Consider the following 22,165-nt stretch of genomic DNA (forward strand, 5'->3'; position numbering starts at 1 on the left):
CGCACAGCGCCCGCTTTCCCTAGCAGGAAAACGGGCGCTGCTGCCTCAAATCTCACGTTTCAGGCCTTAGGCTCGGCGGCGGGCCAGAATGTCGTCGAGCTGAAAGCCTGCCTCTTCTTCGCCCAGCCGCTGGGCTTCGGCCAGGGACTTGGAGCGGGATTTCTCGTAGTGGTCTGTATCAATCGGTGCCGGAAGTTCCCGCTGCACCTCTTCAACATCCAGGTAGGTGGGCTGGGGAACCTCAGTCGGCTGCCAGCCGCTGGTGGCGGGAATAAACTTCTCGCCGGTTTCCTCGCGCAGGGTCATCTCCCGACTACCGGCAGTGCCTTGAAGGTTGGGGCGGTGCTCCAGCCGGTGGGTGCGGGCGTAGCGCAGGGATTTGGCAGCGAAGCTCAGCGGGGCCTGCCCAGCCTGGCGGGTCGGAACCTGGGCGGGAGCAACGCTCAACTCTACCGGGGGCTGCGCCAGGGGCTTGACCTTCGACCGTACCGGCTGAAGCGGTGCCTCAGAGACGGTTTCGATTTGCTCGGCTTCTGCCGGAGCGGGGGCGGCCTTGGTCAAAACCAGAGGAGACTCCTGCTCCCGGCTGCGCCTGCGCCTACCGCGCTTCTTTGAATCGCGCACCGCAAGAATGCGCAGGATGGCAAGGGAGAAAGCAGAAACCAAAAGCAGGGCAAGCGGTAGCCACCAGCTCAGTTGCGAAATCAGGGCCAGCAGGGCAAGAACCGCCGCAGCTGCCAACGAGATAACCGCACCACCGAAGAGGGCTACGCGGCCCCGCTTGATGAGCACCTGCGGCTGGTACTGGGAGGACGGCGCCTGTGCGGCTTCTCCCGCGAAATCGGTCTGGTGACCGGGGAAGGTCAAAGGAGCGGGGGTGCTTTCGGCTTCTTCTGCCAGGATGTCTGTGGCTTCTTTCTCAGCGCAGATACTGGCCAGGGGTGAGCGGCTGCGCACAATCCGGGGCACGGCTATGAACATGGTCAGAGCCAACAGCAGCAAAACGCTTGATGCCCCAAGCCAGGTTAGGTTCATTGTTCCCCCGGTATGCTCTATTAAATCTTTTCAACCAATGCCAATTAGGTCATTAGTTTATCTGAAAACAGAAATCAAGACAGACATAGTTTCGAGTGTTGAGATTTATAAAGCAGAAATGAAGCGGAACCGCCCGGTTCGGGGCGATTCCGCTTCACTGAGTTTTAGTTATTAGCTACGAACTCCTTGAGCCATGCCTTGAGGTCTTCGCCCAGCTCCTCACGCTCGGAGGCCAGAATAACGTTGGCCTTCAGGTAAGAGAGCTTGTCGCCGGTGTCGAAACGGCGGCCCTTGAAGACCACGCCGTAGACGCCGTCGCCCTCGCCGTTACCAGAAGCAAGAGTCTGTAGAGCGTCGGTGAGCTGGATTTCATCACCGCGGCCGGGAGGGGTGTTTTCCAGAACCTCAAAGACCTTGGGAGCCAGAACGTAGCGACCAATCACCGCATAGTTAGAGGGGGCTTCCTCGGGTGCGGGCTTCTCAACCAGTTCGGAGACCTTGAAGAAGTCTTCGCCCTCAACGGTTTCAATCGCTGCACAGCCGTAGGCAGAAATCTGGTCGTTGGGAACTTCCATCAGAGCAATCACGGAACCGCCGGTCTTCTGCTGAACGGCAACCATCTCTGAGAGCAGGTCTTCTTTCTCGTCAATGAGGTCGTCACCGAGCAGAACCGCGAAAGGCTCATTACCCACGTGAATCTTACCGCGCAGAACAGCGTGGCCCAGGCCCTTGGGGTCGCCCTGGCGAACGTAGTGGATTTCACCCATCTCGTTGGTGTCAAGAACAGACTGCAGAAGCTTGTTCTTGCCCTGTTCCTCCAGCGAGTCTTCCAGGGTGGGCACGCGGTCAAAATGATCTTCGAGGGCTCGCTTGTTGCGGCCGGTAATCATCAGAACATCGTTGAGGCCGGCCTTAACAGCTTCTTCAACAACGTACTGGATTGCGGGGCGATCAACTACGGGTAGCATCTCTTTGGGAGTAGCCTTGGTAGCGGGAAGAAAACGGGTGCCCAAACCCGCTGCCGGGATTACGGCTTTGGTTACAGGCTTTTTATTCTGGTCAGTCATAGACCTAAGGCTACCGGAATTTTTATAAAATTAGATCAATTACCGCGGGGAAAACGCACTACATATCTGCCTACAAATAGGGATTTTAGAAATGGTCAATCACACCGGTTTACCCGTATCTTGGTCCAAAGATTTACTTCGCTACTCCATTCGTAAAAACCGCCAGCGCAAACAAAACCAAAACCAAGATTTGGCTGCCGCTTTTAGCTGTCAGATTAAGAAGCTGCTAGTCGACCGGGGGCAGAAGAAGCTCACGATAGCCGCCTTTCTCCCCCTGCCGACTGAGCCGCCCATTCGCCCGGCCCTGGTTGAGCTTGCGAACCTGGGCCACCGTGTTCTGGTTCCGGTGGTGGAGCCGGAAAGGCGGCTCTCCTGGGTGGCATGGACTCCACAGACAGATTTTGCATCCAACGCCCTGGGCATAGAGGAACCCCTGGGCGAGCGCCTGGGGCCGGAGGCTTTTCTTTCTGCCGACCTCAAGCTGGTGCCGGCCCTCGCCTACGATGTTTTAGGACGCCGCTTGGGCCAGGGAGGCGGCTACTACGACCGCCTGCTGCCCGCTGAGGCTCTGGAAAAAGAAAGAGAGCTTCCACCGTACCAGGCCACCTATGTCGGCCTGGTCTTCGAGAGAGAAATTCTGGATGGGCTACCCGCTGAGGGCTGGGATGCCCGGTTGGGTCACATCCTGACCGAAAAGGGAATCCGGTCAGTGACCGCCGAAAATCGCGAGTAGAATAGAAGACCGATTCACACCGACGTTGACTTGAAGGAGCACACCTGTGCCTGTTTATGTTTACCAGTGCAAGAACTGCGGCCACATTCTTGAAGAGCACCAGTCTTTCACGGACGAGCCGCTAAAGACCTGCCCCAACTGTGGCCAGGACCAGCTGCGGAAGAAGTTTGGCAATGTGGGCGTGGTCTTTAAGGGCTCGGGCTTCTACAGCAACGATAAGGGCTAAGGAACTTCGTATGCCGTGGGTATCCCCGCGCAACAGGCAGGCAGTCGCCAGCTGAGCCCTGCATAGCGGGTTCGCGAGACCGGGGAGGAGCGGAGGCGGGTGCAGCCGACTGGCTCGGGGCTGGCGTTAAGGGTGTCGGCTGCACCCGTCTCCGCCCCGCCTAGTTCCTCAGCAAGATCTATGCCTCAGCCGCTACTTCAGCTCGTGGTGCGGCGGCCTCTGCTCTTTGAGCCACTGGTCCCTGCTCACCGCGCCCTCTTCGCCAGCGGCGTCCTGCCTTCTCTCCCATTCGGGAAGGTGCGGTTCTTCCCCGGCGAAGGCCGAGCCCGAGGTCACCCTGCGGTGGCCTCTTCTTTTTTTGGGCTGGGGTGAGTAGCTACTGGATCGCTCGGTGTTACTCATGCGATTCTGCCTGCTTTTCCATGCCCAGGAACAGGGCCATGCGATCTGCCACTGCTTCGGGGTTTGAGAAGACCTCGATGGTCCACAGGGTCATGTAGTTCCAGCCGGTTCGCGCCAGATAGTCGGGAATAAGGCGGGTTCGCTCGCGCACGCTGAGCCCGGTGAAGGCGGGCGAGCCGTCTGAGGTTGCCGCCAGGGGGAAGTTCAGTTCCGTGCTGCCACCGGTTCCCATCTTGCGCAGGCGCGGGCTGGGGGTTGAGCCTGCCATGAGCGACTGGTTTTCCGAGGAGGCTATCAGAGAGATTTCCTCGTTGTCGTGGGCGCGCAGGTGGATTCCGCGCTCGTTGAGTCGTGCCACCATGTCATTGAGGAGCCAGTCTCCCATGTCGACGGCGGCCACCTCGGTGTTTTCGAGGAACTCGTTGGCGGGCATGGTCTCGTTCAGTACCGAGGACTGTTCGGCATACTTGCGCTGCTGATAGGATTCATGCTCGCGCAGCAGGCGGTAGATGTCCAGGGCGCCGTTCTCCAGCAGGTTGGGGTCGAGGTCATCGGGCTGCACGCAGGCCATAAAGCGGGTGAGGTGGCGGGCGCGGGTCATGCCCAGCACAAAGTATTCGCGGCCGTGTTCTTCGGAGAGCTGGCCCATGGAGTGGTTGACCATGCCCTGCCTGCCCTTGCCGGTGCCCAGCGAGAAGATAATGACGTCGCGTTCCAGCCCCGAGGCGCGCGAGAGGTCTACCACGCGGAAGGGTTCGCGGGCGGAGCCGCTGAAGAAGGGGGCAATCTGCGGGTACTGGGGTAGCAGATTACGGACTTCCTCGGCGATGCGGCGGGCATGGCGCACGCTGGCGGTGACCACGGCAAGAGACTGGTTGGGGTTCTTGTAGGCGTGCTCGAGCACCCGCTGGGCCACCCGAGAGACTTCCACTCCCGGGGAATCCAGGTTGGAGTTGTCGCTGACCTTGCCGGTGGTGTCGATGTACTCGGCGATGAAGGAGGAAACGTCGTCTGAGATTTCCTCAGCCCAGGGGAAGGAGCGCAGGGCGCCACCGTAGAAGTTGCGGTTGAGGTAGTTGAAGACCGCCGGGTCGACCGCGTGGTCAACCAGCAGGGAGAGCGAGCGGGAGGGCAGAATCTTTGCCAGCGCGCTGTAGGTGCTCTCAATGGGTTCCTCGTCGAGGGTTACTGACTTCTTCAGGGCCGAGACCACGAAGGGGGCGGGGAAGCCGCTGTGGGGGTCGCCCATGGCCACTACCTGGTCTGCCCGGGTGATAGCGGGCAGGTTTGCAGCCAGCGGGGTGGTCTCAGAGTCCAGCAGAATCACGGCGTCAAAGCGCAGGGTTGAGGCGCCTAAGTGCCGGGTGAGGGAGAAGGGGCTGGCCACCCACAGCGGGTAAAGGGCCGTGGCCATGGACGGCGCCCGGTTGAGGACGGCGGTGAAGTCAAAGTTGTGCCCGCGCAGCTGGGATTTCAAATAGTTAGCCGATTCCGAATCCCGGTCAATGCGGGTGCGCCAGGTGCGCCCCACCGCAGCGTGCAGACGCGCGGGGGCGGACTCCATGTGGGCGGTATCCAGCCTGCGGAAGGAGGACTCGAGATCGCGCAGGGTGTCGCCGTCCAAAATCTCAATCTCATCGGCAGAGAGCATCATCTCCAGCGCGGTCTGCCACCAGGCAAGCTCTAGCTCGGCTCCCACCTTCTCTTCGCTCACCTGGCGAGCCCGCAGATCGCTCATCAGCTCCCCCAGACCGGCGGTGACCAGGCTGCGCTCTAGCTCCACCCGCTCGGGCAGGGTCGTGAGCAGGTAGCGGTCATCGCGCAGAGCCTGAAGGCGCCGCTTAATTGCAGAGAAGTCAGTCTGTAGAAAATCTGCGCCCTCGGGGCTGTCTTCAAGCACCAGCTGCAAACCGCTAAACTCCTGAACCAGCTCGGCCAGCTGGTCGCGCAGCTCTTGCAGGTTCTCGGGAATCTGTGGCTCCCGGGGAGATTCCGCCCAGTCAATCCACTCTTCGCGCTCGCCCTGGATCACCAGCAGGTACTCGTGCAAATCGCTAATGTGTACGCCGGGCAGGATGTATTCTTTGGCGGCTTTGCGCAGGCGGGAGCGCTGAATCGAACTCATCTCGATACCGTGCTCGCGGCGCCAGGAGCCACTGGCGGTGGCGGCGATGAGATCGGTGACCGGGCGGTCGTAAACATCGGGGCGGAAGCGGGTGAGGGTGGAATGCATGCGGGTCAGCAAGTCCAGCTGCTGCTCCCAGTCTTCCAGGGTGCGGCCCAGCCTCATGCCGGTTAGCTGGCACATCTGCTGTAGGGCAGAGACCATGCGGTCAAGGTTCTCAAGAAGAGAGAGCACCAGGGCGTGGGCGGCCGCTGTCTCTTCATCGTTGACCAGCTTGGCACCGCGCCAGGGAGAGAACCTGGTCGAGGACTTAAAGCCCGCCAGATGTGCCAGGCGCTTGAGTTGCTCGGCAGTCTCACCGCGCTCTACCAGTGCATCCATGACGTCCCGGCTCAACCGCACCGAGGTGTTGGGAGCGTCGTCCTGCGCGGTCAGCGCCGCTAGGGTCTGTAGAGACTCATAGACCGAACAGCCCCAGCGGGACTCGGTAAACATCAGGGAGGAGGTGTGGTTAGCCAGCTTGGAACGCACCTCAACCAGCTGCTCCCAGACAGGGCGCATGTTGGGCTCAGCCACCTGCTCGTTGCGAACAATGGCCGAGATCATCAGCCGGCGTAGCTCTTCAGAGGTGTGGTCTTCCAGCAGGCTGAAGCTCAAATCCTCTAGCTTCTTGCTCTCCAAGAGCTGGCTGAACTCCTTGAGGGTGGAGGACTTCTCCCCCACCACCATCACCGACTTTCCCCGAGAAATCAGGGAGGAGGCAATATTGGTTGCCGTGCGCAACGGGTCGGTTCCGGTAGCGGCGGTGACCACCAGCGAGTGGCCGGTGGTGGCCAGGTCGATAATTTCCTGGGCAGAAGAATCCGCATCAAAAATCAGGGTTTCGTGCTCGGGCTGGCGGTCATCCAGCGGGAGCGCCGAATTCTTAATGTAGGCCTCGGGAAAGACCGGTTCGGAAGAGGGGTCTGCCAGACGCGCCAGATTGCGGACGAGCGGGGTAAAAGACTCCTCGGGCAGGGCGGCGGTATTTTCCTTGAGGTCGGCAAAGGTAGAAATCAGGTACTTCGCCTGAATCATCATGCCCGGCAGGTGCCCCACCGAGGTGCGCATCCGGTCAATCACCGGCTCGGGGTCTAGCTTAGACATCGAGTTCGCCAGCTGGGCGACGTCCAGAGTCGAGAGGTCAACACCAAACTCTTTTTTCAGCTGGCGCACCATCGCCGGGTTGAGCTTAGCGTCGCCCGCCAGGCGAATTTCAAAATCCTTGCTGTTGGGGTGGGGTGTGATGGTCACCGGAGCCAGCAAAATCGGGGCAATAAAACGCTTCTCGCTCGCACCTGCCCGGCCGTGAATATCGCGGGAAAGCCAGGAGGCAGTACCTGCGGCAAAGTAGCCGGCAGAGAGCCCGTGGTGAGTCTCCAACTCAAAAATCTTGCTGCGCAGGGCGTGGGCCGCCACCATACCGGCGTCAAACTTCGCCCTGTCGTTGAGAATAGTAGACAGGCGGGTCTTGCGGCCCATCATCAGCTGCGCCAAACCCGAGGGGTTCGACTCGGTGATGTCGATGTGAACGTAGTCAACCTGGTTGAAATCCAGCAGAGCATCGGGACCCGTGTAGAAATCCATCTGCTGACTCCAGGCATCAAGACCAGCCTGAAGATTCTCAGAAGTATCCTGCTGCCCGGAAGCAGACGAGGTTAAGGAATCAGTACGGTCAGGGTGAATGTCCACGTGCTAGCTACTCTTTCAGATACGCCGGCGGTCAAAAGTTCTTTCTACATCATACGGAAAACTTCAGGTGCAAGACACCGCGCAGACGCCGGGCGCAGTCATAATTACAGCACCCGGTTAACCGCAATCAGAATAACCATCAGAGACAGAAAGCCAATCAGAACCATACCGGGCAGAAGAACCCACTTCAGGCGCGGGGCAAAGGGGGCGGTGGGAGCTAGCCACAGGGAACGGGCAAAGAAATACGAGAGCAGGGCACCGATGAGGTTGCCCACTAGCAGCTGCTGAACCACAGCGTAGATTCCAAAAACCTTCTCGGTCTTCTCGTTCTCGCTGCTGGCACCCTTGAGCATACCCGCCATAATCAGGGTCATGCAGGAGGTCAAAAAGGCAATCGCCATGGTGGGTTCATTCAGCACCTCGCGCAAGTCAACCGAGGCGGTCTGCGACATCATCAGGGCATAGCCCATAAATAGAAAGGGGCTCACCAGCCAATAAATAAAGAGCCACTTGCGCAGCTTGTCAGAGTTATTCAGAAATGCCCACACAGCATTCACAACTAATCCTCTTTTTCTACAAAATCTATATACTGGCGCACCACATAATCCAGCAGCACATTCAGCGCCACAAAAGAGTGGTAGGCCGACTTACTGGCGGGTAACCGGGTGGGCGTGGACTCATAGTGCAGGGCATAATCCGCAGTCGATGCCATAAAATTCACCGACTGGGCGGTAACCGCCACCATGGGAATCTTCCGCAGAGACAGGGCCCGCACCGTCTCAATCACAGACTCGGTATTGCCCGAGAGCGAAACTATCACCACGACGTCCTGGGCCGTCATCACCGAGGTAGAACCCGCAAACTCCGACTTGGCGGGAATCACGTGGGTGAACTTACCGCAGGCCAGCAGCGACTTAGCGAACTCCTGAATGGCGTTGCGCTGGGCATAGCCGGTACCAAAAAGATAGACGGTCTTAGCCTGGTGAATCTTCTCCAAAATAGGAGTGAGATCGGTATGCTCAAGATTCTGTAGGGTCTTGAGAATGTCGTCTTTACCCGAGCTGACAAAGTCGGGGTTTTTGGGCTGCGCATTCGCCAGAGAATTCTTCACAAAATACTTCAGCTCGGCAAAACCAGAGAAATCCAGTTTCTTAGTCAGGCGAATAATGCTGGAAGTCGAGGTAAAGGTTTTGTGCGCCAGGGAAGAAATGGTGGACTCGGCAACGAATTCTTCGTTTTCCAGCATGAAGGCCAAAATTTCACGCTCGGTTTCGCTGAATCGATGCTGATGGGCATTGACCAGAGACTGTAAATCCACGAAGGCTCCTAGCGCAAAGTCTGTACGTACACCATAGATACTACATGTTTTGCGGCTAGGAGCCTTTGCTGGAAGGCAGCTGCGAAGGCGCCGTTGCTCGTTCGGCGGAGTACCGTGCAGCCGACATCCCTTAACGCCAGCCCCGAGCCAGTCGGCTGCACGGTACTCCGCCTCCGCGTGAGCGACGCTGACGGAGAGGACGCCGCCTCCGTCAACTGGCATCGGGATGAAGCGAAACGAGTGCGAGCTAGCGAGCACTCAAGAGTGAGCGGAATCGCGAAGCGTGCGTTTAAGGGAGGTTGACGGGGCGGCGTCCTCGCAGTCGCAGACTCGGCTGACCGATACCCCGCCGAACGCACGCCGTCCTTCTACCGGAGCGTACCCGCCGAGCGAGCGGCGTCCTAACGGCTACTTCTCGTTCACCATCGCCTCGAAGCGGTCGCGCACCTGCGGCACGTCCATGCCCACGATCACCTGTAGTGCCTTGCCCTTGTTGACCAGGCCCAGGGCTCCGGAGGACTTGAAGTCGCCCTCGCCAGCTACCAGGGAGGGATCGTCCACGGAGACGCGCAGGCGGGTTGCGCAGTTGTTCACCGAGGTGATGTTCTCGGGGCCACCCAGCAGGGCCAGGAAGTCGCTTGCGCGCTGGGAGTAGGGGTCGTCGTAGGTCTTGGTTGCGGTAGCTACGCTGGTTTCTTCGGCGGGAGCTGCCGCACCTGCCTTGAGGGTGCCGTTCTTCTTGGCTTCCTTGTACTCAGCCTTGGTGTAGAGCTTGGTCTTATCGCCTTCAGCCTCGCGACCGGGGGTCTTGAAGTCGAACTTGAGAATCAGGAAGCGGAAGACCACGAAGTAGATCACGGTGAAGATCAGACCGATGATGATTTGGGTAACGTAGGTGCCACCGTGGTTGCCCCAGAGGGGAATCCAGTTCTGGAAGAGGAAGTCGATGAGACCGCCACCCATGTTGCCGCGAACTCCGAACCAGTACATGGTTGCTGCCATGGACGCTGCCAGGAAGGCGTGTACCGCGAAGAGCGGGGGTGCCAGGAAGAGGAAGGTGAATTCCAGGGGCTCGGTAATACCGATCAGGATTGCGGTGAGGCAGACCGGAATCAGCAGAGCGAGGGTTTCTTTCTTCTTCTCAGGGCGGGCGGTGGTGTAGAAGGCCGCTGCGATGCCCAGGGGTGCGAAGACCTTGGAGTTACCGTGCAGGGCAAAGCCGCCGCCGGGGAAGAGCTCGGAGAGAGGAGCCGTAGAGCGGGCCATATCGGGCAGGGCTGCCACCCAGTCTTTGGTGATGCCGTTGGGAGTGACGGCGGGGCCGAAGACGAAGGGGGTGTAGATGAAGTGGTGCAGGCCGGTGGGAATCAGGATGCGCTCGAGGAAGGTGTAGAGCCACACGCCGAAGACGCCGGATGACATGAAGAATCCCTGCATAGAGGCGATGCCGGTCTGGAGGGTGGGCCATACCAGGCAGAAGAGAAGGGCCACGGGCATCATCACGAAGAAGCCCAGACCGTAGACGAACTGGGTGCCCTGGAAGATACCGAGGAAGTCAGGCAGCTTGGTGTTGAAGTAGCGGTTGTGCAGCCACACCACGATTGCCGAGATGATGATGGCACCGAAGATACCGGTATCCAGGGTCTTGATGCCGGCGATCATTTTCAGACCGGTACCGGCAGCAGATTCGGAAATATCCTGGTTGAAGTCCACGCCGAAGCTGGGGCCCCAGGCAGTCAAGATTGCACCAACGAAGTAGTTGAAGGTCAGGTAGACCATGCCTGCCTCTAGCACAGCACGAGCCTGTGCGTGCTTAGCCAGGGCGATGGGCAGGCCCAGAACGAAGAGGAGCTCCATCTGGTTAAAGACGGTCCATGCACCGGCTTCCCAAACAGACCAGAAGTTGAACCAGCCGGTACCCTCAGCAGCGATGGGACCAAGGAGCTGTTCGTTCTTAAAGATAATTGCGATACCTACGGCGAGGCCCGCGAAAGCAAAGATGAGGACCGGCGCCAGCATAGCGGAGCCGAACCGCTGGATCTTCTCCATCATGAGAAAACCTCTTTCATCAAAAACGGATGTGAGTGTTTAGAAAAATCTTTTTCAATATAGGTGACAAACCACACTTTTAGCACCCCAAACCCGCCCAAGTGTCAAACTCTGGCAGAAGTTTCACGAGCTGAATAAGAGTGTCAGACTGTGGCAAAAGTTCCCACCCGCAGGCCTCAAGAAATGGGCCCGCCGCGAAGAGGTGCGTTTATAGGATTGAGCTGACTCATTCCTACCTGCGAGAAAGTTTTGGACCCTTGAAACTTCTAACGCTCAATACCCACAGCTGGCTTGAAATCCACCAGCTGCACAAAATCAAACGACTGGCAGATTTTATTCTTGCCGAAGAGATTGATGTGGTAGCTCTGCAGGAGGTCAACCAGAATGTGGTGAGCGATGAGGCCGATGCCCCAAGTTCTTTTCTGCCGGTGCGCTCGCAGCCGCTCAAGAAATCAAACTTCGCCCTGCTGTTGAGCGCGATGTTAGAGAAGGCCGGGGCTGCCTACCAGTGGAGCTGGGCTGACTCGCACGTTGGCTGGGGTATCTACGATGAGGGAATCAGCCTGCTCTCCCGCCTGCCCGTTCAGCAGGTTCAGTGTATTGAGACCAGCAAGAATATCTACACCTATGACGACGTCTTCCGCCGCTGCGCGCTAGCCTTTGAGGTAGAGACGGCCTCCGGCTCCGCCTGGTTTGCCTCGGCCCACATGAACTGGTGGCTGATGGAGGGCGAGTACCTTTTTGAGCATGACTTTGCCTCGCTGAACCAGCAGTTACGTTCCCTGGCCGGGGAGAAGCCGGTCTTTCTCATGGGCGACTTCAACAATTGCGCTTCAATCCCCGATGAGGGCTATGCGCAGATGATGCGTCTGAACTGGCACGATTCGTTTGCCCAGGCTCAGCAGAGGCAGGGCGAGTTCACCGTGCACAAGAACATCGCCGGCTGGGAGGGAGCGACCAAAGCCATGCGCCTGGACTATATTCTGACCTCCCAGCCCATCCCCTGCCTCAGCCACCGGGTGGTCTTTGATGATTCAACCGAAGACGCTATTTCCGATCATTCCGGCGTTGTGGCCGAGTACGACTTTGAGTGAGGAGCCCAAGCTATGTCTGATTCAACGATTCGTCCCTTTCAGGCCCCGGTGGTATACCAGATTTATCCCCGGTCTTTTCAAGACTCCAATGGGGACGGCATAGGTGACCTTCCCGGTATTACCTCTCGTCTGGACTACCTGCACAAGCTGGGAGTAGAGGTTATCTGGCTCTCCCCCATCTACGAGTCGCCCAATGATGACAACGGCTATGACATCAGCAACTACCGCAAGATTATGCCCGAGTTCGGCACCATGGAAGACTTCGACGAGCTCCTGGAGCAGGCAAAGAAGCGCGGTATCCGTATAGTCATGGACCTGGTGGTCAACCACACCTCCGACGAGCACGAGTGGTTTATCGAGGCTAAGTCCTCCCGCGATTCTCAGTATCGCGACTACTACGTTTGGAAGGACCCCGCCGGTTTTAAGGACGACGGCACCCCGATTCCACCCAACAACTGGATTTCCGCTTTCTCCCCCTCTGCCTGGGAGTGGGAGCCTGCCACCGAGCAGTTCTATCTGCACCTCTTCTCCACCAAGCAGCCCGACCTCAACTGGGAGAACCCCACCGTGCGCGAGGAGGTCTACGACCTCATGCGCTTCTGGCTCGATAAGGGCGTAGCAGGCTTCCGCATGGACGTGATTAACCTGATTTCCAAAGACCAAACCTTCCCCGACGACCCGGCGGTAGCCGCTGGCTCCAAAGAGAACTCGCTGGTCATGGCCGCTAACGGCCCGCGCGTCCACGAATTCCTCGCCGAGATGAACCAGAAGGTGCTCTCCCACTACGAGGTGCTCACCGTGGGCGAGACCCCCTGCGTGACCGCCGAAGACGGCCTGCTCTACGCTGGCTTTGACCGGGGCGAGCTACAGATGATCTTCCAGTTTGAGCACATGGACGTCGATGCCAGCCCCGACGGTTTCGGTAAGTGGAGTGATACTCGCTTTGATCTCAAAGACCTCAAGCGCGTGCTGGCTAAGTGGCAAAATGACCTCGGTGGCCGGGCCTGGAACTCCCTCTACTGGAACAATCACGACCAGCCCCGCGCGGTCTCCCGTTTTGGCAACGACTCGCCGCAATGGCGGGTGCTCTCTGCCAAGATGCTAGCTACCACCCTGCACTTCATGCAGGGCACTCCTTACGTTTATCAGGGCGAAGAGCTGGGCATGACCAACGTCTATTTCGACTCAGTAGACCGCTACCAGGATCTTGAAATTCACGATACCTGGGCCAAGTATGTGGAGTCTGGAATCATTGAGCCCGAGCAGATGCTCAGCTTTATCTCTGCCTCCGGCCGCGATAATGCCCGTACCCCCATGCAGTGGTCTGCCGAGGAAAACGCGGGCTTTACCACCGGTTCCCCCTGGCTGGAACTCAACCCCCGCTACGCCGAGATTAACGCTGAAGAGGCCCTGGCTGATAAAAACTCTGTTTTCTACTTCTACCAGCGTCTGCTTCAGCTGCGCCGCCAAGAGCCGGTGATGATTACCGGCACCTTTGAGCTGCTGGACGACGTTGCCGCGCCGAGCGACTCCGAGGTCTTCGCCTACCTGCGCCACGGCGTGGGCGAGCAAGAGGGCCAGACCCTGCTGGTGATGGCAAACTTTACCGACCAGCCCCTGCAGCGGTCTTTTGAAACCTACGGCAGCGAGCGCAGCCTACTTATTTCCAACTATTCCGACGACACCGAAGAAACCCTGCGCCCCTATGAGGCCAAGGTCTATAAGTTTAGAAAGTAAGGATCATTCATGACTTCAACTGCAGGAAAACAGTGGTGGAAAGAGGCCGTGGTCTACCAGGTGTGGCCGCGTTCCTTCCAGGATTCTGACGGTGACGGCGTGGGCGACCTGCCGGGGCTGACCTCCCGCCTGCCCTACCTGGCGAAGCTGGGTGTCAACGTGATTTGGCTGTCTCCCATGTTCGCCTCTCCCAATGATGATATGGGCTATGACATCAGTGATTACCGGGAGATTATGACCGAGTTTGGCACTATGGCTGACTTCGATCAGATGCTGGAAACCGCGCATTCGCTGGGCATTAAGATTCTGCTGGACATCGTGGTCAACCACACCTCTGATGAGCACGAGTGGTTCAAGCAGTCCCGATCGTCCCGCGAGAACCCTTTCCGCGACTACTACATTTGGCGGGACTCCTCGGGGGTCGATGAAGAGGGCAATCCTCTCCCTCCCAACAACTGGTATTCAGAGTTCGGTGGCCCTGCCTGGGTTTACGATGAAACCACCAACCAGTGGTACATGCACATCTTCTCCAAGAAGCAGCCCGATCTTAACTGGGAGAACCCCGCTGTTCGCGAGGAAATCTACTCCATGATTAACTGGTGGCTGGATAAGGGGGTAGACGGTTTCCGCCTGGACGCCATCAACATTATTTCTAAGCCGGAGGGCCTGCCCGATGACCCCTCGGTGGATCCCGATAAGCACAGCTCTTCGATTCCCTTTGTGATTCACAACGGCACCCGCGTGCACGAGTGGATGCACGAGCTGAACCAGCGCACCCTGGCGGGCCGCGACGTCATGACCGTGGGCGAAATGAGCGCCACTCCCCCGGAGGAAGCAATCCAATTTGCCGGCTTTGAGTCTGAGGAGCTAAACATGCTCTTCCACTTCGAGCACATGGGCGTAGACTCAGACCCCGCCACCGGCATGGGCAAGTGGTCTTTCACCAAGTACGATCTGGTGGAGCTCAAGCAGATTCTCAACGACTGGCAGACCAAGCTGGCGGGTAAGGCCTGGGGCTCCCTCTACTGGAACAACCACGACCAGCCTCGCGTGGTCTCCCGTTTTGGCAACGACTCCCCCGAGTACCGCGAGCTGTCGGGCAAGATGCTGGCCACCACCCTGCACTTCATGCAGGGCACCCCCTATATCTTCCAGGGTGAAGAGTTCGGCATGACCAACGTTGAGTTCGGCTCGATTGACGACTACCGCGACCTGGACTCGCTGAACTTCTATGAGGACATGGTAACCGAGCGCGGTATTCTCACCCAGGAGGAGGGAATGGACCTGGTCTACAAGGTGGGCCGCGACAACGCCCGCACCCCCGTGCAGTGGTCTGCTGAGACCGGTGCCGGCTTCACCAGCGGCACCCCTTGGATTGGCTTCAACCCCAACTTCACCGAAATCAATGCTGAGGATGCCCTGGCGCGGGAGGATTCCCTCTTCTACCACTATCAGAAGCTCATTCAACTCCGCCGTGAAGAACTCACCGACCTCATGGTCTACGCCGACTTTGTGCCTCTGGACCCTGAAGACGCTGAAGTCTACGCCTACGAGCGCCACGGTGAGAAGGGAGAGAAGCTGCTGGTGATCAACAACTTCACCGCCGAGACCCTGGAGCGCACCTACCCGTTGCTTGAGCAGGCGGAGGGCAGCGCCGTCCAGCTGGTCATCTCTAACTACGCCGACGACGCGGGAGCGACTCTGCGCCCCTATGAGTCCAAGGTCTACAAAGTAGGCTAAGCTTGTCGTGTAAAATCCCTTACCTTTGAGGAAACCCATGTCTATTCGTCTCAACCCCTATTTCACCTTCACCGGCCAGGCCCGCGAAGCGCTGGAATTCTACGAGTCAGTCTTTGGCGGCGAGCTCAAGGTTGCCTCTTTCAAGGACTTCCAGGCTCCCGTAGACCCCGAATTCTCCGAGATGGTGATGCACGGCGAACTGTACACCAGCCACTTCATTATTCAGGCATCAGACGGTGCGGCGATCTCCCGCCCCGAGAACAACGCCACCACCAACATGGAATGCGCTGTTATCGGTGCTGCCGATGAGGTTGAGCTGGCCCGCGAATGGTTCGATAAGCTGCAGGACGGCGCCACCCAGGTCATGCCGCTGAACCAGGCTCCCTGGGGTGCCCACTTTGGCTCCCTCACCGATAAGTTCGGCATCGCATGGATGTTTAACTTCGGGGGCTAAATCCTCCCCCGCGAGAGGCCAATTTTTTACCGTTTTTCTCTCAAAAACGGTAAAAAATTGGCCTCTCGTGCAGGTTCTCCTATGATTACCCTTCTTCTCGCTGTCATCTACCTGGCCTTTATCGGCCTGGGCCTGCCCGATTCCTTACTGGGCGCCGCCTGGCCGGCTATCTACCGCGACCTCGACGCTCCTTTCTCCTTCGCGGGGGTTCTCGCGATTATTATTTCGGCGGGCACTATCATCTCTAGCCTGAACACTGACCGGCTGACCAAGGCGCTGGGAACGGGCAGAGTCACCGCTTTTTCCGTAGGGCTCACGGCTATAGCCCTCTTTGGCTTCTCATTTTCAGATTCCCTCTGGCTACTCTGCCTCTGGGCGATCCCCTACGGCCTGGGTGCCGGTAGCGTCGATGCAGCTATTAACAACTATGTGGCGGTCAACTTTAAAAGCCAGCACATGAGCTGGCTGCACTGCATGTGGGGCGTGGGCGCAGCACTGGGCCCCTACCTGATGGGCACCGCCCTGGCCAACGGCCACAGCTGGACCACCGGTTATCAGCTGGTAGGTGCCTTGCAGGTGGCCCTCACCGCTATTCTCTTCGCGAGTCTGCCGCTGTGGTCGAGAAAGAAAATGCAGGACGATGCCGCTGCGGGGCTCGCCGAAACCCAGGTGCTCTCGCTCCGCCAGGTACTTTCTCTGCCGGGCGCCAAACCTCTGGGCCTCTGCTTCTTCTGCTACTGCGCTCTTGAGCAGACCGCTATCCTCTGGGGCAGCTCCTACCTCTCGCTCGCGCAAGGATTCTCTACCGAGGCAGCGGCAACCTTTGCCAGTATCTTCCTGCTCGGCATCACGGTAGGCCGAGCCCTCTCCGGGTTTCTTGCTCTGAAAATTCATGACCACGCCATGATTCGGCTGGGACAGGCCTTCATTGCCCTGGGTCTGCTTGCGCTTGTGCTCCCCTTCGGTCAGGCGGTTACCCTGGGCGGGCTTCTTTTAATGGGGCTGGGCTGCGCCCCCATCTACCCCAGCATTATTCATGCAATTCCGGCCCTCTTTGGAGCCGAGAAGTCTCAGGCCGTTACCGGAGTCCAAATGGCAAGCGCCTACCTGGGTCCTCTGACCATGCCGCCACTCTTCGGCCTCCTTGCCAACCACCTGACTGTGGCGATCTTCCCCGCTTTTATGGCGGTCTTGCTGGTACTCATGGTTCTTATGCACGAGCGGATTCTGCGCAATAAAAAGCCGAGCGGTGTATTTTAGAAAGCTTCCTTAAAATTTATCAATAAAGCAACCAGCCCCACAGGTTAGGCCCAGAAGCTAAACTCAACCTTTTATCGCCTAAAATTCCAGCACCAGCGATATGGGCCAGTCATGGATTATCCGCGGAAACAAGCTCCCGGTACACAAAGATTCCTGTAGGTAGACCTCAGGTACAAGCAAGTTCCCGTTAAGAGGCCAAAGTACACCTGTATTCCCTGGGTACACATCTAGATGTGTACCCAGGGAATACAGGTGTACTGACGCCAGCCAGACAAGAAGAAACTTGTACCTTGCCCCCACCGAGTTTTCCCGAGAGGCCACTTTTATACCGCAAACCAGCCAAAAACAGTCTAAAAATGGCCACTCGCGATCATGGCAGCCCGTGCGGTTGACTCTGTTTCATTGAGTCGCCGCTTCAACGACAAATCGCCGGTAACGAAACGGCGAAATGTCGCTGAAACGGCGATATGTTACCGAAGCGGCGACTCAGTACACTGGCCCATTCTCGATAAACGCCCAGCATTTTAGAAGACGCGCTTTTCTGCCTATAGCCCTAAATCTTCGAGCATCTTCTTAAAAGCGAGCGGTGGATTTTAGGCTTAAATCTGTCGATTTTAAGCTTAAAATCCACCGCTCGGCAGAGGTTTAATAATCTGATTTTTTATTTCCTCGCTCACTCGGAAAAATCAGATTATTCCCATTCAATCGTTCCCGGAGGCTTCGAGGTCACGTCCAGCACCACTCGGTTCACTTCCGACACCTCATTGGTAATCCGGTTCGAAATCTTCGCCAGCACATTGTAGGGCATACGAGTCCAGTCAGCGGTCATCGCATCCTCAGACGAAACCGGGCGCAACACAATCGGGTGGCCATAGGTACGGCCATCACCCTGCACACCCACCGAGTGAACATCGGCTAGCAGAACCACCGGGCACTGCCAAATTTCCTCGTCCAGTCCAGCCTTGGTCAGCTCCTCACGGGCAATAGCATCAGCCGCCCGCAGAATCTCCAGACGCTCCCGGGTCACCTCACCAATAATGCGGATACCCAGACCGGGGCCGGGGAAGGGCTGGCGAGCCACAATCTTCTCGGGCACGCCCAGCTCACGGCCAATAGCGCGCACCTCATCCTTGAAGAGGGTGCGCAGGGGCTCCACCAGCTCAAAGGTCATGTCGTCGGGCAGACCACCCACGTTGTGGTGGGACTTAATATTAGCCGCTCCCTCGCCGCCACCGGATTCGACGACGTCGGGGTAGAGAGTACCCTGCACCAGGAACTTGATATCCTCACCGTCGTCAGCAGCCTCTTCAATGAGCTTGCGCTGGGCAATCTCAAAGGAGCGAATAAACTCGCGGCCAATAGCCTTGCGCTTGGTTTCGGGGTCGGTGGTACCTGCCAGGGCCGAGAGGAAACGCTCGGACTCGTCAATGGTGACCACCTTGATACCCATGGTGGAGGCGTAGTCGCTTTCCACCTGGTGGCGCTCGTCCTGGCGCAGCAGACCGTGGTCGATGAAGAAGCAGGTCAGCTGATCACCCACCGCCTTGTGCACCAGAGCCGCAGCAACAGAAGAATCAACGCCGCCGGACAGCGCGCAGATTACGCGGGCATCGCCCACCTGATCGCGAATCTTGGCAACCTGCTCTTCAATAATGTTGCCGGTAGACCAGGTCTTTTCAACACCGGCCACGTTGAAGAGGAAGTTCTCCAGGGCAGCCTGACCGTAGTCAGAGTGCTTAACCTCGGGGTGCCACTGCACACCGCCGAGCTTACGGGACTCATCGACCATCGCGGCCACGTCGGCACCGGGGGTGGTTGCCAGCACGGTGAAACCCTCGGGAGCCTGGGACACGGAGTCGCCGTGGGACATCCAAACGTTCTGGTGCTTGGGGGTGCCGGTCAAGAAGGAAGAGTTCTCAGCGCAGACGGTGGCATCGGTTGCACCGTATTCACGGCGGCCGGTATTGGCCACGGTACCGCCCAGAGTCTGGGTCATCAGCTGGAATCCGTAGCAGATACCGAAAATCGGCACGCCAGCGGAGAACAGGGCAGGGTCGCCAGCGGGAGCGCCGTCAGCGTAGACAGAAGACGGGCCACCGGAGAGCACAATCGCGGCCGGGTTCTTGGCCAGGATCTTCTCGGTTGCCATAGTATGCGGGACGATTTCGGAGTAGACTCCGGCCTCACGCACGCGGCGGGCAATCAGCTGCGCGTACTGTGCGCCGTAGTCGACTACCAGAACCGGGCGCTCTTCGAGCTCGGTATGGTTATCAGTCACGAGTCACCTTTGGTTGGATTGGTTCCCCTCCCCAGAGAAGCGGAGGGGAAAGAAGTTTCATGGCTATTCTAAAACAAAAGCCCGCGCTTAGTAGCGTTTAGTGGACTGCGGGTTTGCCGCCAGCAGCTCTAAGGTTTCGCGGTGAATCCTCTTCTCCACGATGAAGGAGAGGAAGGGCACCACGCCGCCCAGGGCCATCACAATAATCTGCGGCAGTCCCCAGCGCATCAGCAGCCAGAGGCGGAAGCAGGCAATCAGGTAGACCACGTAGAACCAGCCGTGAATAATCAGAATCCAGGTGGAGATATTGACGCCGCCGGTCAGGTTTTGGGTCTCAAGGTTGAGCCAGCCCAGGGCCACGGTTTCCCCGGTGCGGGCGTTGGTGCCGCCGGCAATCAGGTCATAGCCGAAGCCGTAGCGGGTAATCATCTCTGCTACCAGCAGCAGCAGGAAGGTACCTGAAATCCAGGCGCACCACTTGTAGAAGGTCAGGGCACCGCGAATCTGCGATTCGGTGCCGCCGAACTTCTTGCGCACGGTAAAACCGCCTTTGCCGTCTGCTCGACCGCCCTCTGTGAGGGTTACTTTCTTGCCGTCGGTGCGTTCAACCGGGCGCGGGTTGGCCGGGCGCTGGTTTTTGTCAGTGCTCATCAGAACTCATTTCCTTGGGGTCTGGGGAAGAAAAACGATTTTAGGAGGGCTTGCCCTGCTGCGGTAGCTCATCGAAGAAGTAGTACTGGCGATCTGCCGGATCCCAGTAGTAATACTTGCCGGTGGCCTCATCGAGCCAGTACTCACCCTCGTATTCGAAGAACTGCGAGGGATTCTGCTCTTTCTCATAGGCGTCCTTGAGCATCCGCCACCAGAGGTAGAGCGCAAACCCGGCAAAGACAATCCACTCGATACCGTAGAAGATATTGAGCCAGTTCACCGAATCGTTGGTCACCTGTTCTGCCCTGACCGGCTTCAGCTCGCCGCTGGGGTCGATGAGGGACGCCGCCAGGTCAAGTTCTCCGGTCTCGGTGAGGGGAAGCTGCTCCCCCGCCGGAACCTCGGCGTCAGCGGTGAGAATGCCCGAGTAGAGGGGGGCCTCCCAGAGGTTGCTCAGCTGGGCAGCCGCCGCAGAGCCAATCACGCGGTTCTGCCCACGGTGTTCTTCTTCAATACGGTTGGAATAGTAGGGGGTGTCATTACCCACCACGCGGCCCGCCACGGTAACCTCGCCGGTGGGTTCAGCAGGAATCTCGTTCGAGCTGCTCCAGGCACGAGCCACCGCAATCGCGCGCGGGGAGGAAGCGCCGTCCTCATAGGTCACCGAACCGGAGTCGCTCGGCACAAACTCCGAGACCACCCAAAAGCCCTCTTCGCCGTCATTGAGTTTGTTCTCCACCAGATAAGAGGAACCGGCAACGTAGTGGCCGGTTGCCGACACCACGGTATCTGCCCTGGCGGTATCAAGAGCGGTGTGTTCCTGCATCACCTCGGTGTAGGGCCGCACCACATTCTTGGCCGGGTCTGCCTCGGTGCGGGCAGAAATCGATGAAGAAATCTGCCAGCGACTCAGAAAAACAAACATGGTTGCCAGCAGAAGGGCAAGCAAAAAGAAGGCAATCCACTGAGGCTTGAGGGCTAACTTGAACACACCATCTACCCTATCGTTTTTTAAAGAACTTTGCCCCGCCGCAGCCGGTGGAATCTAGCAAGTCACACGGGCCTTTCAGGCGGAGCAAAGTCAGGTTTTTAGAGGCTGTTGTGGTAGCCCGAGAGCACCACTTCGCTGCGCTGGAAAGACTTCAGATCGGTGAAGCCGCAGGTAGCCATCGAACGCTTGATAGCGCCCACGATGTTTGAGGTACCGTCGGTGTGGTGAGAGGGGCCGTAGAGCACCTCTTCCAGGGAGCCGACGGTGCCCAAATCGGTGCGGATTCCGCGGGGGAAGTCCTTCGAGTGAGCCTCGTTGCCCCAGTAGAGCCCCTTGCCGGGTGCCTCTTCGGCACGGGCCAGCGGAGCACCGATCATCAGGGCGTCGGCACCCAGGGCCAGAGCCTTCACCAGGTCGCCGGAGCGGCCCAGCTCGCCGTCAGCAATCACCTGCACGTAGCGGCCACCGGATTCATCCAGGTAGCGCGAACGCGCCTCAGCGACATCGGCAATAGCAGTTGCCATGGCAGCCTGAATACCCAGGCCGCGGCGGTTGGTCTTGGAAGAGCCACCGCCAAAGCCCACCAGCACACCGGCGGCACCGGTGCGCATCAGGTGCAGGGCGGGGGTGAAGCCAGCAACGCCACCCACAATCACCGGAACGTCCAGCTCGTAGATGAACTTCTTGAGATCCAGGGGCTCGCGGTTGCCAGAGACGTGCTCGGCAGAGACGGTGGTTCCGCGAATTACAAAGAAGTCAACGCCGGCTGAGACCACGGTTTCGTAGAACTCCTGGGTGTTCTGAGGAGTCAGCGAACCGGCCACAATCACGCCGGATTCACGAATCTCAGACAGGCGCTTGGTAATCAGCTCGGCCTTGATGGGCTCGGCGTAAATCTCCTGCATCCGGCGGGTTGCCGCGACCGGGTCGGTTATCTTGATGGAGGTAATCTCATCCAGCAGGGGCTGGGGATCCTCGTAGCGGGTCCACAGACCTTCCAGGTTCAACACGCCCAGGCCACCCAGCTTGCCCAGGGCAATGGCAGTAGCCGGGCTCATCACCGAGTCCATGGGGGCGGCAATCAGCGGGGTGTCAAAGGTGAAAGCGTCAATCTTCCAGGAGGTATCAACGTCTTCGGCGTCGCGGGTACGGCGCGAGGGAACCAGCGCTACGTCGTCCAGGGAGTAGGTGCGACGGGCGCGTTTTGAAAGGCCGATTTCGATTTCGGTCACGGGATGTATTCCTTTGATTCAGGACGGCGCGCCGGCGGCTCA

General features: G+C 58.5%; 18 protein-coding genes. 7 read left to right on the forward strand and 11 right to left on the reverse strand.

Annotated features, from left to right (window positions below; genetic code table 11):
* Positions 1 to 66 precede the first annotated feature (66 nt).
* Positions 67 to 1,035 (reverse strand): hypothetical protein, encoded by a 969-nt coding sequence (locus tag IEV00_RS04090; protein ID WP_188359016.1) that lies wholly within the window; start codon positions 1,033 to 1,035, stop codon positions 67 to 69.
* A gap of 164 nt (positions 1,036 to 1,199) precedes the next feature.
* Entirely contained in the window at positions 1,200 to 2,102 is a 903-nt protein-coding gene (gene galU / locus IEV00_RS04095; RefSeq protein WP_188359017.1) for a UTP--glucose-1-phosphate uridylyltransferase GalU, read from the reverse strand.
* A 91-nt stretch (positions 2,103 to 2,193) separates the two neighbouring features.
* On the opposite strand from galU, the gene IEV00_RS04100 reads away from it, so the two are divergent.
* Together IEV00_RS04100 and IEV00_RS04105 are read left to right on the forward strand one after the other, a co-directional pair.
* Positions 2,194 to 2,835 (forward strand): 5-formyltetrahydrofolate cyclo-ligase, encoded by a 642-nt coding sequence (locus IEV00_RS04100; protein ID WP_188359018.1) that lies wholly within the window; start codon positions 2,194 to 2,196, stop codon positions 2,833 to 2,835.
* A 46-nt stretch (positions 2,836 to 2,881) separates the two neighbouring features.
* Positions 2,882 to 3,061 (forward strand): FmdB family zinc ribbon protein, encoded by a 180-nt coding sequence (locus tag IEV00_RS04105; RefSeq protein ID WP_188359019.1) that lies wholly within the window; start codon positions 2,882 to 2,884, stop codon positions 3,059 to 3,061.
* A 192-nt stretch (positions 3,062 to 3,253) separates the two neighbouring features.
* Here the strand turns inward: IEV00_RS04105 and IEV00_RS04110 are convergent, their stop codons facing one another.
* The 5 genes from IEV00_RS04110 to IEV00_RS04130 all read right to left on the reverse strand — a co-directional run bounded on the left by IEV00_RS04110 (position 3,254) and on the right by IEV00_RS04130 (position 10,689).
* Positions 3,254 to 3,463 carry a hypothetical protein gene (locus IEV00_RS04110; RefSeq protein ID WP_188359020.1) on the reverse strand — a complete coding sequence of 70 codons (210 nt, stop codon included), beginning with the start codon at positions 3,461 to 3,463 and terminating at the stop codon, positions 3,254 to 3,256.
* Positions 3,456 to 7,319 (reverse strand): DEAD/DEAH box helicase, encoded by a 3,864-nt coding sequence (locus IEV00_RS04115; protein ID WP_188359021.1) that lies wholly within the window; start codon positions 7,317 to 7,319, stop codon positions 3,456 to 3,458. Before IEV00_RS04115 ends, IEV00_RS04110 begins: the two co-directional genes overlap by 8 nt.
* A gap of 104 nt (positions 7,320 to 7,423) precedes the next feature.
* Positions 7,424 to 7,867, reverse strand: coding sequence for a cell shape determination protein CcmA (locus tag IEV00_RS04120; protein WP_188359022.1), 444 nt, complete (start codon positions 7,865 to 7,867; stop codon positions 7,424 to 7,426).
* A gap of 11 nt (positions 7,868 to 7,878) precedes the next feature.
* Positions 7,879 to 8,637 (reverse strand): MurR/RpiR family transcriptional regulator, encoded by a 759-nt coding sequence (locus tag IEV00_RS04125; protein ID WP_188359023.1) that lies wholly within the window; start codon positions 8,635 to 8,637, stop codon positions 7,879 to 7,881.
* 408 nt (positions 8,638 to 9,045) lie between these two features.
* On the reverse strand, positions 9,046 to 10,689 hold the full coding sequence (locus IEV00_RS04130) for an alpha-glucoside-specific PTS transporter subunit IIBC (protein WP_188359024.1): 1,644 nt from the start codon (positions 10,687 to 10,689) through the stop codon (positions 9,046 to 9,048).
* Positions 10,690 to 10,943: 254 nt separating this feature from the next.
* Here IEV00_RS04130 and IEV00_RS04135 point away from each other — a divergent pair, with 254 nt between their 5' ends.
* The 5 genes from IEV00_RS04135 (at position 10,944) to IEV00_RS04155 (ending at position 16,971) form a co-directional block, all read left to right on the forward strand.
* Positions 10,944 to 11,780 (forward strand): endonuclease/exonuclease/phosphatase family protein, encoded by an 837-nt coding sequence (locus IEV00_RS04135; RefSeq protein WP_188359025.1) that lies wholly within the window; start codon positions 10,944 to 10,946, stop codon positions 11,778 to 11,780.
* Positions 11,781 to 11,792: 12 nt separating this feature from the next.
* On the forward strand, positions 11,793 to 13,517 hold the full coding sequence (locus tag IEV00_RS04140) for a glycoside hydrolase family 13 protein (protein WP_188359026.1): 1,725 nt from the start codon (positions 11,793 to 11,795) through the stop codon (positions 13,515 to 13,517).
* Between the two features lie 9 nt (positions 13,518 to 13,526).
* Positions 13,527 to 15,257, forward strand: a complete 1,731-nt coding sequence (locus tag IEV00_RS04145) for a glycoside hydrolase family 13 protein (protein ID WP_188359027.1) — start codon at positions 13,527 to 13,529, stop codon at positions 15,255 to 15,257.
* 37 nt (positions 15,258 to 15,294) lie between these two features.
* Positions 15,295 to 15,711 (forward strand): VOC family protein, encoded by a 417-nt coding sequence (locus IEV00_RS04150; protein WP_188359028.1) that lies wholly within the window; start codon positions 15,295 to 15,297, stop codon positions 15,709 to 15,711.
* An 81-nt stretch (positions 15,712 to 15,792) separates the two neighbouring features.
* Positions 15,793 to 16,971 carry an MFS transporter gene (locus IEV00_RS04155; protein ID WP_188359029.1) on the forward strand — a complete coding sequence of 393 codons (1,179 nt, stop codon included), beginning with the start codon at positions 15,793 to 15,795 and terminating at the stop codon, positions 16,969 to 16,971.
* A 691-nt stretch (positions 16,972 to 17,662) separates the two neighbouring features.
* Here IEV00_RS04155 and guaA read toward each other — a convergent pair.
* The 4 genes from guaA to IEV00_RS04175 all read right to left on the reverse strand — a co-directional run bounded on the left by guaA (position 17,663) and on the right by IEV00_RS04175 (position 22,123).
* Positions 17,663 to 19,249, reverse strand: coding sequence for a glutamine-hydrolyzing GMP synthase (gene guaA / locus IEV00_RS04160; RefSeq protein WP_188359030.1), 1,587 nt, complete (start codon positions 19,247 to 19,249; stop codon positions 17,663 to 17,665).
* An 87-nt stretch (positions 19,250 to 19,336) separates the two neighbouring features.
* The gene (locus IEV00_RS04165; RefSeq protein WP_188359031.1) at positions 19,337 to 19,900 is read right to left on the reverse strand and encodes a DUF3817 domain-containing protein; all 564 of its coding nucleotides are present in this window, start codon (positions 19,898 to 19,900) and stop codon (positions 19,337 to 19,339) included.
* Positions 19,901 to 19,940: 40 nt separating this feature from the next.
* Positions 19,941 to 20,891, reverse strand: coding sequence for an SURF1 family protein (locus tag IEV00_RS04170; protein WP_188359032.1), 951 nt, complete (start codon positions 20,889 to 20,891; stop codon positions 19,941 to 19,943).
* A gap of 98 nt (positions 20,892 to 20,989) precedes the next feature.
* On the reverse strand, positions 20,990 to 22,123 hold the full coding sequence (locus IEV00_RS04175) for a GuaB3 family IMP dehydrogenase-related protein (protein ID WP_188359033.1): 1,134 nt from the start codon (positions 22,121 to 22,123) through the stop codon (positions 20,990 to 20,992).
* Between the last annotated feature and the right edge of the window lie 42 nt (positions 22,124 to 22,165).

The sequence above is a fragment of the Rothia aerolata genome (assembly GCF_014635585.1).
GTDB lineage: Bacteria > Actinomycetota > Actinomycetes > Actinomycetales > Micrococcaceae > Rothia > Rothia aerolata.